The following is a 14,355-nucleotide window of genomic DNA, read 5'->3' on the forward strand; positions in this document are numbered from 1 at the left end:
GAATCCATCGAGGAATTCCGGGCAAGGCAAGCCGAGGCATTCGCCGCGGAGCGCAACTCATGGCAGCGCCGGCGAACTCACCGCGCGACCACGCACGGCCGGGTCACCAACCGAACAATGCCGCCATGTCGATCGACTCGTCGTCCCAGCGGTTTTCGATGATCAGGCGATCCAATTCGGGCAGGGTCGGCGACCAGCCGCAGCGCCGCCAGAAATCTTCCCGCTGTTCCTGGGTAAGCCAACGCTGCTCGCTCATGACGGTCACTCCTGTACATCCGATCGTGGTCTTGCTCCGGCGACGAACTGCCGACACGAGCACCACAGGCTTCGGTTTTAGCACAAGTCGTGGCAGAACGCGCGGGTGACGGCAACCAGCAGCGGCGGCTCCGCCATTGCCACGACGTGCTCGCCGCGATCGATATCGACCCAGCGGTCAAAACATCGACGTGCTGACCCACCTAGGACTTCTATCGCCCTAGGCGCGGGGCAGACTGCGTTTCATGTTGGAAACCTCCGCCCGCCTGCTGCGTCTGCTGTCGCTGTTGCAGACGCCTCGCGACTGGACCGGCGCCGAACTGGCCGAACGTCTCGAGGTCGACGCACGCACAGTCCGCCGCGATATCGACAAGCTGCGTACCCTCGGCTATCCCGTCGACGCCACGCCGGGCGTCGCGGGCTACCGGCTCGGCGCGGGCGCAAAACTCCCGCCACTACTGCTCGACGACGACGAGGCCGTCGCGGTCGCCATCGGCCTGCGCACGGCGGCGGGCGGCACTATCGCGGGCATCGAGGACAGCTCGCTGCGCGCACTGACCAAGCTCGAGCAGGTACTCCCCTCGCGGCTGCGCCACCGCGTCAATCTGGTGCACTCGACCACCGTCGCCGTCCCCGCCGCGGCGGCGACCGTCGATCCCGGTGTCCTCACCGCGCTCGCCGCCGCCATCGGTGACCACCACCGCTTGCGCTTCGACTACCGAAGCCACAGCGGTACAACATCATTGCGCACCACCGAACCCCACCGCCTCGCCCACACCGGCCGGCACTGGTACCTCATCGCCTGGGACCTCGACCGCGCAGACTGGCGCACCTACCGCGTCGACCGCATCAACCCCCGCATCCCCACCGGCCCCCGCTTCACCCCGCGCGAAGCCCCCGACATCGACCTCGCGGGCTACATCTCCCGCGGCGTCACCACCTACCCCTACCGCTACTGCGCCCGCATCACCCTGTACGTCCCTGCCGAGGTGGCCGCCGACCGCATCGCCCCCACCGTCGGCGTCATCGAACCACTCGACCACCAATCCTGCCTACTCCGAACAGGTTCCAACTCGCTGGACGAACTGGCCATCTATGTGGCCGGCTTCGGCTTTCCGTTCCGCATCCACGAACCTCCCGAACTGATCACCCATATCCGCACCCTCACCGCCCGCCTCACCGCCGCCGTCGACGAGTCGAGTGGCACATGAGCGAGAGGCTTCTCGACCTCGGCCGCACCTGGTGTGCCACTCGACCACAACTGCGTAAGGGCGGCTTATACGCCGAGCGCCGCGATCACCAGCCGGGCCGCCGCGACACCGGAGTACTGCTGCTGGCCGGTGATCAGGTTGCCGTCGCGGACCGCATGCGGCACGAAGCGACCCGCGACGATGAAGTTCGTGCCGTCGAGTTTGCGGGCCTCGTCTTCGATTCGGAACGGCTGGATGGCCTGGTCCGCGACGCGGGACGCCACCAAGTCATGAATGCGCGGCTCATCGACAAAGGTGTACATCGGAGCCTGCCCGCCGACGAGAAACACCGCGTCGTAGTCGTCCGGATTCACCGCGTCCAATGCCAGCGAATTTTCCACCAAAGCAGCATGTTTCGGTGACGAGCTGAACCCGCCCCGCTTCCGCGCACGAGTTCACTCAGAGCCGAATTCGCCTTCTAATCAACAACTTTGACCACTCACGAACATGCGAGGATCACCGTCTTGCCCTGCGCGTGACCGTCGGCGATATGAGCGAACGCAGCTGCCGTTTCGGCGAGTGGATAGCGCCGTTCGATCAGCGGACGCAGGGTGGCGTTCTCGGCGAGGCCGGTCAGGAATTCCAGGTCGGCCCGGGTCGGACGCATGAGCAGCGGCGCGAAGGTCTGGCTTGCGAACAGGTTGGCCAACACGACTTTTCCGATCCACAGGACAGGGCTGAGCCAGTTGCCACCGGGCGAGCCCGCCGAGGAAACGAAGACGCCTCCGGGTGTGAGTACGCGACGGCACTCGCGCAACGACCGGTTGCCGACCAGGTCGAAGATGATGTCGTATTCACCGTCGACTTCGGTGAAATCTTCTGCGGTGTAGTCGATTACGTGATCGGCTCCCAGATCGCGGACCGCGGCGAGGTGGCGCGTACTGCAGACGGCGGTCACCTCGCCACCGAGCGCCTTCGCAATCTGGACAGCGAAGGTGCCGACACCGCCGGAAGCACCGTTGACGAGGACGGACCCACCGGGGCGGAGTCCTCCGACCTCACGCAAGCCCTGCAACGCGGTCATACCCGAATCCGGTACGGCGGCAGCCTGTTCGAAGGTGAGCGTGGCCGGTTTCGGCGCGAGAGTGCGCGCCGACACACAGACGTATTCGGCGAATCCGCCTCCGGAGGTCTTGCCGTACACCTCGTCACCGATCCGGAAGCCGGTGACCTTGTCGCCGACCGCGACCACCACACCGGCCACGTCCTGCCCCGGAATTCGATATTTGGGCCTGCGCAACCCGAATCCGAGTCTGATCAGGTACGGCTTGCCGGTAAGCAGGTGCACGTCGCCCGAGCAGACCGAGGCCGCACGGACCCGGATCAGCACCTCGCCGTCGCCCACCACAGGGCGGTCGACCACCTCGTGGCGGAGCACCTCACTCGACCCGTACGACGGGCCGACAATCGCAGACATCGTGGCGCCGGCGGTACCGGCGGACACCCCGGCCCGGTCCGGCGGCAGGGCGTTCGTCCCGACCTGCTGCCCCTTCGGTTCAACCATGGAACTCGTCCTCACCCGCGATTCGAGGTACTTACACCGTAAGTCGTTCCCTTGAAACGGTACGCTTACGGCGTAAGTACGTCAAGGAAGAAGGGCCATGCCCAAGACCCCCGCGGGCCCGGCCCGCACCCCACTCAGCCGCGGCCGGGTGCTGCGCACCGCAGTCCGGCTCGCCGACGAGAACGGGCTGGAGTCACTGTCCATGCGCAAGCTCGCACAGGCGCTCGGCGTCGAGGCGATGTCGCTCTACAACCACGTCGCCAACAAGGACGATCTCCTCGACGGCATCGTCGACCTCGTGGTCGCCGAGATCGAGGTACCGGAGATCGGCGGCGACTGGAAGACGGCCATGCGCAGGCGGGCCACCTCCGCGCACGAAACACTGCGCCGCCACCCGTGGGCCACCGGGCTCATCGGGTCGAGGATCAACGTCGGCCCCGCCATGCTGCGCTATATCGATGCGACCATTGGCTGCCTGTACACCGCGGGCTTCAGCCTCCAGCAGGCCGACCGCGCCTGGAATGCCATGGACAGCCACATCTATGGATTCACCCTGCAGGAACTCAATTTTCCACTCGTACCCGACGAATACGCTTCGGCCGCAGCGCAATTCCTGCCACTGATCCCCGCCGAAAGTCACCCCCACATGAATGCGCTGGCCCAACTGGTCAGCTCCGGCGCGCACAACGGCGTCGCCGACTTCGATTTCGGGCTCGACCTCATCCTCGACGGGCTGGAACGGCTGCCGCGGACTCGGCCCGAGTAGTTAGGTCGCGTCTCCCACTGCTCGAGTTGCCGCTGCCGAAATCGCAAGGGCACGTGGGTCGCAACTTCACCAACAATCGGCTGATCGCGGAGGGAATGTTGTATCGGCTATTGTCGGTCGTGTAGTGGGCGGGAACCTTTGAGGCCGTGGATGGTCCGCTGCTACCGCCACAGCGTCACCCACCCAGCTGGCGATTCCGACCATCCTTCTGATTCGGCATCCAGGTCGGCCCGCGGCAGAACGGTGAATATGGCCAAATTCGCTGCGCCAGAGCGTACTTGCGGGATACGGGTTCGATAGCGCCGACCGGCTGGCGTGGCGACGGCCTGCGAGGGAGTAAGGGCGTGTGCGAGACTCGTTGCGCAGCAAGCGATATCGGATAGAACGCGAGGAGTCGGGTGTCCTTCGAACAGTGGTGCGCGCGTTGGGAATCAGTACCGTTGGCCGAGGCGGCAGAGCCGTATGACATCTGCAAAGCCAGCGACAACCAGGTGGAGGACCTGGAAGACGTCTTCGGGGAGGAACCTGAGGGCTTCTTCGTCCACCGGGGTGATCTCACCATTGACGGGCCGTTGTCGATAGGGAACGACCCCGGTCTGGCGCCGGACACCGTTTACGTCATCGACGGCGACCTGACGATCAATGGGCCGATGCGCTTTCTGAACGCAGAGGTCTACACACCGCTCTATGTCACCGGCTCGGTCACCGCGCAGCACCTGATGTGCCTCATGGACAGCAATCTGTTCATCGGCGGCTCACTCACTGTGGGGGGCCTGCTGATGACGGAACTCTCCGACATGGGAATGCTCGTCGTACACGGTGGGGCATCGGCGAACGCGTGGCTCGAAACATGGGACAGGGGTGAGGTCATCTTTGTCGATGATCTGAAGGCCCGTCGACTGCGCATGCCCGAGGGCGAATACCTCGAAGACTCCGACGCGGATGATGCGGCCGACATCCTGTTGCCCGAGTTCCTGGACGGCGACACCAACGATGTCCCGGGAAAGCTCTGGGCCGCCACGCTCGAAGGACGTCCCCTACTGCGCCACTGATTCCTGTCGGTTCGACCGGCTGAAACAGCCTGACGACCATACGAACTCGGGCCGCCGAGCTGTAGCTCGGCGGCCCGAATCGGGTGGCCGACTAGTCTCCGAGTGCCGTCGCCTCAGGATTGGCCGCATCACGGATGATGCGCAGCCCCACGACCAGCTCGCCCAACTGGGCCCCGGTCAGCAAACCGGTGAACCATCGCTCGATGCCCTCCAGATATGCGGGCAGCACACGCGCGATCTGCGCCGCGCCGGCCGCGGTCAGCACCGCGTAGGAGGTGCGCCGATCACCCGCATCGGCTTCTCGCTGAACAAACCCGTTGCGCTGCAGCCGATCCACCAATCGCGTGATGCCACTGGTGGAGAGGTTGATCTGCGCGGCGAGATCGGTCATGCGCAGCCGCCGACCCGGCGAGCGACTCAAACGGATCAACGCGTTGGCGTCCAGGCCCGAAAGGCCGTTCTCCTTCCAGGTCGGCTCCAGCTTCGCGATCAGCCCGTCGTGCGCCTCGTAGAGCAGGCCGATGGTGGTGAGCCTCGGGTCGTCGAAGAGGTCGGTCGCGTCCATGCTGCCGAGCCTATCCGAGATAGTTGCCTCGCGGATAGTTGACATGAGGAAAATGTGGGCTAGATTGTTGTCAGAGCAATATTCCCCATGTCAACTAAATGGAGAGTCAGATGGCTGCCACATCGCGTTGGATCGCAGGATTTCGTTCCGCACTGGTCAACCCCACCGAGCAGATTCGGCTGGCCGAGCCGCGGAGTTTCACCGACCAGACATTGCGCCAGGTGCTGCATCTCGCAGGCGGCGGCGAGCAGCTGCGAGTGCGCTTGACCAACCGCTACGGCCGGACACCGCTCACCATCGGCGCGGCCCGCATCGCGGTGCGCAAGTCGGGCGGGGAGATCGTGACCGAGACCGACACCGAGGTACGGTTCGGCGGCGCCACCGGGGTGACCATCCCGGCCGGGGGCGAGCTCATCAGCGACACCGTCGATCTGGCCGTGACCGCAGGCACCGACCTGGCGCTGAGCCTGTACCTTCCCGGGGAAACCGAGCTTGCGCCCTTCGCCCAGATCCCCGTGGAGTCGGCGTACGTCACCATCGGGAACCACACGGCGGCAGTCGGGTTGCCGGATGCCGAGGAGCTCACCTCGCGCTTCTACGTCACCGGCGTCGACGTGCTGAATACGACCGACGCCCCGCTCATCGTCGCCTTCGGCGACTCCTGGTTCGAGGGTGTCGGTTCCACCCATGGCGCTAATCGCCGCTCCGTCGACGTGCTCAACGAGCGCCTGACCGCAGGCTGGGCGGTCAATCAGGGCACCGGCGGAAATCGCCTGTTGACAGACGAAGTCGGCGATCACGCGCTGGCACGATTCGACCGCGATGTGCTCGATGTCCCCGGCGTGACGCATGTCCTGGTGAACATCGGCATCAACGACCTGATTGTGGCCGGCACCGCTTCCGTCACCGACCTGATCGCCGGTTTCACGGTTCTCGCGCAGCGCGCGCACGCCGCCGGACTGCCCATCTACGCCAACACTGTCGGCCCCTTCGCCGGGGTGATCTACCCCGGCCTCAGCACCGACACCGGCGTACCCGTCCGCAATGAAATCAACGAATGGCTGCGTACCACAGACATTTTCGACGGCGTCTTCGATGTCGCACGAGCCGTGGAGGACCCCGACAACCCCGACTACATCCGCCCGGATCTCGATAGCGGCGACGGCCTGCACCTCAATGACGCCGGGGCCCGCGCGATGGCCGAGACCTTCGATATCACCGCACTGACACAACGCTCTCGGCCCGGCGTGCCGACTGCCGCCTAGGGCGCGAGGCCGCGCAGCACGATCTCCAGGCCGCCGCGGAATTCGTCTGCGGCGGAGAGTGATCGCGCATCGATGGCCCTGCGGGACAGATACGGGTAATCGTCCGGAGAGAGATCCGCCATGGCGGCGGTGCCGGTTCCCGCGAGTGCGGCGTGGTGGGCATTCTGCCGAGTCCTCTACCGCGAGTTCGGTGTCGAATCCGCGCCGCGTGCGCTACTGGACCCGCGGGCTCGGCCGGGGATCGCGCGCGCTGTCGCGCGGACACTGCCGACGGCCCTCGGCAAGGACGACCGAATGCAGCAGGCCGGCGCCGAAGCACGTCATCGACCCGATCCGCGGAATGACGGCGAACCGACCACCGCGACACTCACCCTCACCCACGAGTGCGTCGCTACGCGTTCTGCGCGCCGGTGTGCGACAAGGCATTCGGCCCAGGAGCACGCCATCTCGGCGTAGCACCCTCGGACACCGCGAAAGCCGTTGCCACGAGGGCAACGGCTTTCGCGTATCGATATTGTCCTACTCGGCGACCACGATTCGGATCTCCGCATCGGCCGCATCCGTCGATTCGCCGGGAACGACGAACCAGTGCGTGACCTCACCGTCGGCGAGATCATCGGCGAGGTCACCACCGTTCGGGAGCACCGACAATGCGCCCGCCGTGGCCGCGGCCAGGAACTCCGACACCGCCGCCTGGCCTGCGGCCGCGGTGGTGAACGTCGTCGACTCGTAGTCGATTCCGTACTCCTCGCGCACCTGCGCGGCCCGGTCGAGTGCCTCGGCCTGGCTGAGCACCACCGGCGCACCGTTCACGAGCACCACAAACGCGGGGTGCTCGTCGGCGAGCGGACGGACCCGATCCGAGTACGAGACCGGATGCGATGGTGCGGTGGCCAATTCGGTTTGCACCTGCGGATCCGACAGCACCAGCCAGCGCACCTCGCCCGCCGCCACCGGTTCGAGGGCGATCCCGAAACCGGCTCCCGCAGCTTCGATCTCGGCGACCGACGGTGCGAACAGGCAGGCCGCGCCCGCCTTCTGCACAGCCCATCCCGCGACCACCGCGTCCACCGAACGCGGCAGTGCCACCGCGACGGTGTCGCCGGGGCCCGCACCGCGATCGATGAGCACCCTGGCCAGCTGCGAGGAGCGGCGGTCCAGGACGTGGTAGGCGATTTCCTCGCCGTCGACCAGCAACGCGGGTGCTTCGGGGTCCGCCTCGACGACCTCGGCGAGCACCTTGGCCACTGTGCGCGCACCCAGCCGACCCACGGGTTCCTGTGTGGCCGGCGCCGCACCGATCCCGGATTCGGCGAGCAACCTGGCGCGCTCGCCGCTGTCGAGGATGTCGATGGCGCCGACCAGTCCGGCCGGATCGCCGAGCAACGCCTCGAGCACCCGAATCAGTCGGGCGGACAGGGTTTCCACCTCATCGGCGGAGAACCTGCTCGTCAGGTACTCGAGGGTGAACTCGATGGTCGAATCGGCGGTCACCTGCAGGGTCAGCGGGTAGTGCGCCGCGCTCTCGACGCTGACATCGGTGACCGACATCCCGTCGATCGAGCTCGCCGCCGCGATCGCCTCGCGGTCGACCGGATACGACTCGAACACCACCAGCGTGTCGAACTGGGAGCCGGGACCGGCCACCCCCTGGATGTCGGTGAGCCCGACGTAGTGGTGGTCGAGCAAATCGGCCTGATCGCGCTGCAACCGCTTCAGCTGTTCGTCGATGGTCGAGTGATCATCGACGCGCACCCGCACGGGCAGGGTGTTGATGAACAAACCGACCATCGATTCCACACCGGGCAGCTCAGCGGGCCTGCCGGACACGGTGGCGCCGAAGACCACATCGTCGCGACCGGTAAGCCTGCCGAGCAGGATGCCCCAGGCCGCCTGCACCAGGGTGTTGACCGTGATGCCGAGTTCGGCGCAGTGCTTGGTCAGCCTGCGGGTCCGATCGACGTCGATCGTGGTGCTCAGCTTGCTCGTCTCGTAGGTCTCCACCGAACGCGACGGCGGCGCCAGCTCGGTCGGTTCGCCGACACCGTCGAGTGCCTGTGCCCAGGTGCGCAACGACGACGCCACGTCGCGCTCGGCGAGCCAGTCGAGGAAGCTGCGATAGGAGGGCACCTGCGGCAGTGCCGCAAGATCACCCCGCGTCGCATAGAGCACCAGCAGATCGCGCAGCAGCAGCGGCATCGACCAGCCGTCGATCAGGACATGGTGGGTGGCGATCGCCAAATGCCACTGCTCGGCACCGGTACGGAAGAGCGTGTAGCGCACCAGCGGCGCTACGGACATGTCGAACTTGGTCGCCCGGTCCGCGGCCAACTGCTGTCGCAGTTCCTCGGCCTGCTCGGCGTCCGGCAGCCCCGTCAGATCGACCTCGCGCCACGGCACCTCGAGCCGATCGACGACAACCTGCATGGCCTGGCCATCGGAGCCGCTGACGAACGCGGTGCGCAGGTTCGGGTACCTGTCGAGGATCGCCTGCGCGGACGCATGCAGTCGATCGGTCTGCACTGTGCCCGTCAGCTGTACAACGGCCTGCATGGTGTAGACGTCCACGGTGGCCGCGGTCATCAGCGCGTGGAAGAGCAGACCGGACTGCAACGGCGAGACCGGCCACACTTCCTCCAGGCCCGGGTAGGCCTGCTCCCAGCGCTCGATGTCAGCCTGGCCGACCTGCACGAGCGGCATATCCGACGGTGTGAGGCCACCGGCATCCGGGCGATGTGTGTGCTCGGCCAGCGCGGTCACCGCGGCGACCCACAGGTCGGCGAGCTCCTGTACCCGTTCCCTGCCGAGTAGTCCGGCCGGGAATGCGAAGGTGGCGGCCAACTTCGGACCGTCGGCGGCCTCGATGACATGCGCCTCGATATCGACCGCCGCATCGGCGGGCGCGTCGGCGGACGTCTCAGCGGTGACGGTGACCGATGGCAGACCCCGGTAGCGGAAGCCGACCTGACCCACCTGCGGCAGCGCGAGTAGGTCGTAGCCCGCACCGCGATCCGGCACGGCGAGCAGCTGTTCCTTGACGGTCTTGACTATCCCGCTCAGGGCGATTCCGCCGGTGAACGCGTTGTCCAGATCCGCGTCGGCCAGATCGAACCGCAACGGGTAGGTGGTGGCGAAGGCGCCGATGGTGCGCGAGAGCTCCGCACCGGATACCGCATCGCGACCATCGGCCTCGAGCCGGACCAGCATCGCATTGCCCTGGCCGCGCCAGCGCACCAATGCCATGGCCAGCGCCGAAAGCAGTCCGTCGGTCACGCTTGCGCGATACAGCTCCGGAATCGCGTTCAGCACGGAATCGGTAACCGTGGCAGGCACTTCGACCTGGACCCGCTGCACGGTGGCAGCGGTGTCGATCGCAGGATCGAAGGCACGCGACCCGAGCAGCGGATCCGGCGTCGCCGAAACCTCGTGCCAGAACGGCAGTTCCGCAGACCGATCGACGGCTTCCTCGGCCACGCTGTGCGCCCACCTCCGCAGCGAAGTACCCGCGCTCGGCAATGCGACCGGCAGCCCGGCCGCGACCTGCGACACCGCCTGCGCGAGATCCGAAATCAGGATCCGCAACGACGCGCTGTCGACCGCGAACCGGTGCGCAACGACAAGCAGTTCGTCACCACGCTCTTCATCCGCGAAGCACAACCGCACGAACTGCGCCATGACGGCGTTCGCCGGATCGAGACGATCGGCGGCGGCCGCGCGTTCGGCATCGATGATGCGCGACAGTTCCGCGTCATCGACCACCACCGAATCGACCGACGCCTCGTGCACCAGGTCGTCGATGTCGAGGATGCTGTCGAGCGCCTCGAACACCCAGTTCTCGTCCACCCGACGCAGGCGCGTGCGCAGGCCGTCGTGATGCTCGAGGACCGCGGTGATCGCCGCGATCAGGGGTGTCCGATCGAGCACGGCAGGCAGCCGCAGCGTCGTTGCCTGCGAGCGGCGCTGGTAGTCGGCGCCATTCGACAGCGCCGCCGCGATGCTCGGCGGCAGCGCGATCACACCGACACCGCCGCCGGGCAGCTCCGGCAGACGCACCGGGCCGACGGTCGCCGACCTGGCGATCGACGCGAGCCCCACGACACTGCGGTGCTCGAATACTTCGCGCACGCTGAACACCACGCCGCGCGCCTTGGCCCGCGAGACCAACTGGATCGACAGGATGCTGTTACCACCGAGTGCGAAGAAGTCGTCGTCGGCGCCGACCCGCTCGACCCGGAGCAGTTCGGTGAAGACCTCCGCGATGATCTGCTCGGTCGGCGTGGCCGGTGCGCGGAACTCCGCCTGCTCGAAGACCGGCTGTGGCAACGCCTTTCGATCCAGTTTGCCGTTCGCGTTGAGCGGCAACGCATCCAGTTGCACAAACACCGAAGGCACCATGTAGGACGGGAGTTCGGCGGCGAGGCGCGACTCCAGATCCCGGGTGTCGACCGCGTCCGATCCCGTCACGAGGTACCCGACGAGGCGATCACCGAGGTTCGCATCGCTGTGCGCGACCACGGCCGCCGCGGTGATCTCCGGCTGACGCAGCAGCGCGACCTCGATCTCGCCGAGCTCGATCCGGAAGCCGCGGATCTTCACCTGGAAGTCCGTGCGGCCCCGGTAATCCAGCTCGCCGTCGGCATTCCAGGCCACCAGGTCGCCGGTGCGGTACATCCGGGCGCCCGGCTGGAAGGGGTTGGCCACAAACCGATCCGCGGTCAGGTTCGGCTGACCGAAGTAGCCGCGCGCCAACTGCGCACCCGCCAGGTAGAGCTCACCGGAAACACCGACCGGAACCGGCCGCAACCGCGAATCCAGCACATAGACACGGCTGTTCCACTCCGGCGCACCAATCGGCACCGACACCTGGTCCGCGCCGGTCACACGATGGCTGGTGATCGACACCGCGGCCTCGGTCGGGCCATAGAGGTTGAACAACTCGACCCGCGGATACGCCTCACGGAACCGCTGCGCCACCGCACCCGGCAACGCCTCACCAATGGCAAGAACCCGCCACAACGAATCCGGCAAGCCATCGGCCAACAGCGCGTCCAGCATGGACGGCACCACATGCAGAGTGGTCACCCACTCCTGCGCCATCAACTCATTGAGATATGTGGGATCACGGTGACCATCCGGGGTGGCGATCACCAGACGACCACCCGACACCGCCGCAGACCAGAACTCCCACACCGACAAGTCGAACGTGGCCGCGGTCTTCAGCAACACCGCATCACCGGCATTGAGACCGAATTCCGCAGTCTTCCACAGCAACTGATTCGCGATCGCACCATGCGACACCGCGACACCCTTCGGCTGCCCGGTCGAACCCGACGTGAAGATCACATACGCGGTATTCGCGGCCGTCACTATGCCACGACGTTCCTCGACCGTCACCGGAGCAGCCGAAACCTCCGACAGATCCAGCTCATCGATGGCGACCGTCTCCACCGACTCCGTCGTGAAACCGTCACGGCCGGAGGTCAACACGAACGCCGGTGCCGCAGTCTCGAGGATGTAACCGACACGATCGGCAGGCTGATCGGGATCGACCGGCACATACGCCGCACCCGACTTCGCCACCGCATACATAGCGATCACCAAGTCGGCGGACCGGCGAATCGCCAACGCAACCCGATCCTCCGGCGCGACACCCCGTTCGATCAGGTACCGCGCCAGGCGATTCACCCGTGCGTCGAGCTCGGCATAAGTGAGTTCCTGCCGGTCACCGTTGGTCTCGTCGGACACCAAGGCCGCGGCATCGGGTGACGCGGCAACCGTCGCGTCCAACAACGACACCAGGGTCGCGGCCGCATCGATCGCATGCTCGGTGTCATTCCAGCCGGTCAGAATCCGCGTGCTCTCCTGCGGGCTGAGCAGGTCGATCTCGCCCACGGTCACCGAGTTGTCGGCGAGGAACGCGTCGATGACACGCACGAAGCGGTCCGCGAAGCCCTGCACGGTCGTTTCGTCGAACAGGTCGGTGGCGTAACCGAATTCGGCGATGATCGCCGCCGGGGTGCCGTCGTCGGCGTACCGGTCGAAGACCGTCACATGCAGGTCGGTCTTGGACAGATGCGCGTCGAAATCGACCGCGCTCACCGAGAGACCTGGCAGTTCGAAGGTGGTTTCGGCCATGTTCTGGAACGACAGACCCATCTGGAACAGCGGGTTGCGTGCTGTCGAACGCACCGGGTTGAGCACCTCGACGAGGCGTTCGAACGGTACATCGGCGTTCGCGAACGCCTGCAGGTCCCGTTCCCTGACCTTCGCCAGGAGTTCGGTGAACCGGTCGTCCGGCTGCACGCTGGTGCGGAACACCAGGGTGTTGACGAACATGCCGATCATGTCGTCGAGTTCGCGCTCACCGCGGCCGGCGATCGGGGTGCCGATGGCGATGTCGTCGGTGCCCGACAGCCGTGCCAGCAGCACCGCGAGCGCCGCGTGTACGACCATGAACAGCGAGGCGTTGTTGGCCCGCGCCAGTTCCTGCAGTCGGGCGTGCCGGTCGGCGGAAATCTCGAAGCGCACCGCGTTACCACGGAAGGACTGCGCTGGTGGGCGCGGCCGATCCGAGGGCAATTCCAGCTGGTCGGGCAGGCCGTCGAGAGTCGACTGCCAGTACGCGATCTGCTGCGCCGCGATCGATTCCGGATCGTCCTCGGAACCGAGGACCGCACGCTGCCATACGGCGTAGTCGGCGTATTGCACCGGCAGTGGCGCCCACTGCGGCGCGTCGCCGTTCGATCGGGCGATGTAGGCGACCATCAAATCGCGGGCCAACGGTCCCATCGACGCACCGTCCGCGGACACGTGATGCACGACGAATGCGATCACATATTCCTCTGGTGCGAGCCGGAACAGCGCCACCTTCAGCGGCACCTGGGTGGTGACATCGAAGGTGGTGAGGACGAATCCGATGACCGTGTCCAGCAGCTCGGATTCCGCGACATCCACGACGTGCAGGTCTGGCATCACCTGTCGCGACGGCAGAATGACCTGATAAGGGCCTTCCTCGCTGTCGGGGTACGTGGTGCGCAGCACTTCGTGGCGGCTGAAGATATCGCCGATGGCCTGCTGCAGTGCCTCGACATCCAACGCGCCCGACAGACGGACGGCGAGCGGGATGTTGTCGACCGCCGACGCGGTGGTGTCGAACTGGTTGAGGAACCAGTACCGCTGCTGCGCGGGCGAGAGCGGAACCCGATCGGGGCGTGCGCCGGTGACCAGTGCGGGCCTGGTGCGACCCGAACCCGTCTTGCGTTCGGCCCGCGCGGCCAGCGACTCGACCGTCGATGCCTCGAACAGATCACGCACCGCCAGATGGGTATCGAGTGCGGCGCCGAGGCGTGCGGTCACCTGCGTCGCGATCAGCGAGTTACCACCGAGCGCGAAGAAATCATCGTCCGCACCGACCCGCTCGATCCCGAGCACATCCGCGAACACCGACGCCACGATCTCCTCGATCGGAGTCGACGGAGCACGGAACTCACGACTGGAGAACTCCGGAGCCGGCAACGCCTTGCGATCCAGCTTGCCGCTCGCGTTCAACGGGAACGCATCCAACACCACAACCGCCGCCGGCACCATATACGCAGGAAGCGCCCCAGAAATCGCGGCAAGCAGCACACGCTGCTCGACCACCTGACCCGGCTGCGGCACCACATACGCCACCAACTGATCACCGAGAGTCGATCCGAC

General features: G+C 66.3%; 11 protein-coding genes. 5 read left to right on the plus strand and 6 right to left on the minus strand.

The genetic code is table 11. The features are described 5' to 3' along the window. Nucleotides 1-103: 103 nt before the first annotated feature. Nucleotides 104-256 (minus strand): hypothetical protein, encoded by a 153-nt coding sequence (locus AB0M74_RS24840; RefSeq protein WP_366528677.1) that lies wholly within the window; start codon nt 254-256, stop codon nt 104-106. Between the two features lie 244 nt (nt 257-500). Here AB0M74_RS24840 and AB0M74_RS24845 point away from each other — a divergent pair, with 244 nt between their 5' ends. After that, nucleotides 501-1,466 carry a YafY family protein gene (locus AB0M74_RS24845; protein ID WP_366528678.1) on the plus strand — a complete coding sequence of 322 codons (966 nt, stop codon included), beginning with the start codon at nt 501-503 and terminating at the stop codon, nt 1,464-1,466. Between the two features lie 65 nt (nt 1,467-1,531). Here the strand turns inward: AB0M74_RS24845 and AB0M74_RS24850 are convergent, their stop codons facing one another. Together AB0M74_RS24850 and AB0M74_RS24855 are read right to left on the minus strand one after the other, a co-directional pair. After that, complete coding sequence (locus AB0M74_RS24850) at nt 1,532-1,846, minus strand: hypothetical protein (RefSeq protein WP_366528679.1); 315 nt, start codon at nt 1,844-1,846, stop codon at nt 1,532-1,534. Between the two features lie 98 nt (nt 1,847-1,944). Continuing rightward, nucleotides 1,945-3,009, minus strand: coding sequence for an NAD(P)-dependent alcohol dehydrogenase (locus AB0M74_RS24855; RefSeq protein ID WP_366528680.1), 1,065 nt, complete (start codon nt 3,007-3,009; stop codon nt 1,945-1,947). Nucleotides 3,010-3,106: 97 nt separating this feature from the next. On the opposite strand from AB0M74_RS24855, the gene AB0M74_RS24860 reads away from it, so the two are divergent. Both AB0M74_RS24860 and AB0M74_RS24865 read left to right on the plus strand, forming a co-directional pair. After that, the gene (locus AB0M74_RS24860; protein WP_366528681.1) at nt 3,107-3,775 is read left to right on the plus strand and encodes a TetR/AcrR family transcriptional regulator C-terminal domain-containing protein; all 669 of its coding nucleotides are present in this window, start codon (nt 3,107-3,109) and stop codon (nt 3,773-3,775) included. A gap of 440 nt (nt 3,776-4,215) precedes the next feature. Next, nucleotides 4,216-4,827, plus strand: a complete 612-nt coding sequence (locus AB0M74_RS24865) for a hypothetical protein (protein WP_366528682.1) — start codon at nt 4,216-4,218, stop codon at nt 4,825-4,827. A 91-nt stretch (nt 4,828-4,918) separates the two neighbouring features. On the opposite strand, the gene AB0M74_RS24870 is transcribed toward AB0M74_RS24865, so the two are convergent. Beyond that, entirely contained in the window at nt 4,919-5,392 is a 474-nt protein-coding gene (locus AB0M74_RS24870; protein WP_366528683.1) for a MarR family transcriptional regulator, read from the minus strand. 110 nt (nt 5,393-5,502) lie between these two features. Between AB0M74_RS24870 and AB0M74_RS24875 the strand changes: the two genes are divergently transcribed. Next, complete coding sequence (locus AB0M74_RS24875; protein ID WP_366528684.1) at nt 5,503-6,657, plus strand: GDSL-type esterase/lipase family protein; 1,155 nt, start codon at nt 5,503-5,505, stop codon at nt 6,655-6,657. Here AB0M74_RS24875 and AB0M74_RS24880 read toward each other — a convergent pair. Beyond that, nucleotides 6,654-6,779 (minus strand): hypothetical protein, encoded by a 126-nt coding sequence (locus tag AB0M74_RS24880; RefSeq protein ID WP_366528685.1) that lies wholly within the window; start codon nt 6,777-6,779, stop codon nt 6,654-6,656. The genes AB0M74_RS24875 and AB0M74_RS24880 overlap by 4 nt on opposite strands. Between AB0M74_RS24880 and AB0M74_RS24885 the strand changes: the two genes are divergently transcribed. Further along, nucleotides 6,778-7,113 carry a hypothetical protein gene (locus tag AB0M74_RS24885; protein ID WP_366528686.1) on the plus strand — a complete coding sequence of 112 codons (336 nt, stop codon included), beginning with the start codon at nt 6,778-6,780 and terminating at the stop codon, nt 7,111-7,113. The two genes, AB0M74_RS24880 and AB0M74_RS24885, sit on opposite strands and share 2 nt — an antisense overlap. A gap of 63 nt (nt 7,114-7,176) precedes the next feature. Here the strand turns inward: AB0M74_RS24885 and AB0M74_RS24890 are convergent, their stop codons facing one another. Then, nucleotides 7,177-14,328 carry an amino acid adenylation domain-containing protein gene (locus AB0M74_RS24890; RefSeq protein WP_366528687.1) on the minus strand — a complete coding sequence of 2,384 codons (7,152 nt, stop codon included), beginning with the start codon at nt 14,326-14,328 and terminating at the stop codon, nt 7,177-7,179. Nucleotides 14,329-14,355 lie beyond the last annotated feature (27 nt).

This window comes from Nocardia sp. NPDC051463 (assembly GCF_040681975.1).
In the GTDB taxonomy this organism is placed as follows: domain Bacteria; phylum Actinomycetota; class Actinomycetes; order Mycobacteriales; family Mycobacteriaceae; genus Nocardia.

Excerpts from the sequence above, each read along its gene's own strand:
- AB0M74_RS24840 (WP_366528677.1), bottom strand. The coding sequence starts at position 256 with ATGAGCGAGCAGCGTTGGCTTACCCAGGAACAGCGGGAAGATTTCTGG.
- AB0M74_RS24845 (WP_366528678.1), top strand. The coding sequence starts at position 501 with ATGTTGGAAACCTCCGCCCGCCTGCTGCGTCTGCTGTCGCTGTTGCAG.
- AB0M74_RS24855 (WP_366528680.1), bottom strand. The coding sequence starts at position 3,009 with ATGGTTGAACCGAAGGGGCAGCAGGTCGGGACGAACGCCCTGCCGCCG.
- AB0M74_RS24860 (WP_366528681.1), top strand. The coding sequence starts at position 3,107 with ATGCCCAAGACCCCCGCGGGCCCGGCCCGCACCCCACTCAGCCGCGGC.
- AB0M74_RS24870 (WP_366528683.1), bottom strand. The coding sequence starts at position 5,392 with ATGGACGCGACCGACCTCTTCGACGACCCGAGGCTCACCACCATCGGC.
- AB0M74_RS24875 (WP_366528684.1), top strand. The coding sequence starts at position 5,503 with ATGGCTGCCACATCGCGTTGGATCGCAGGATTTCGTTCCGCACTGGTC.
- AB0M74_RS24885 (WP_366528686.1), top strand. The coding sequence starts at position 6,778 with ATGGCGGCGGTGCCGGTTCCCGCGAGTGCGGCGTGGTGGGCATTCTGC.
- AB0M74_RS24880 (WP_366528685.1), bottom strand. The coding sequence starts at position 6,779 with ATGGCGGATCTCTCTCCGGACGATTACCCGTATCTGTCCCGCAGGGCC.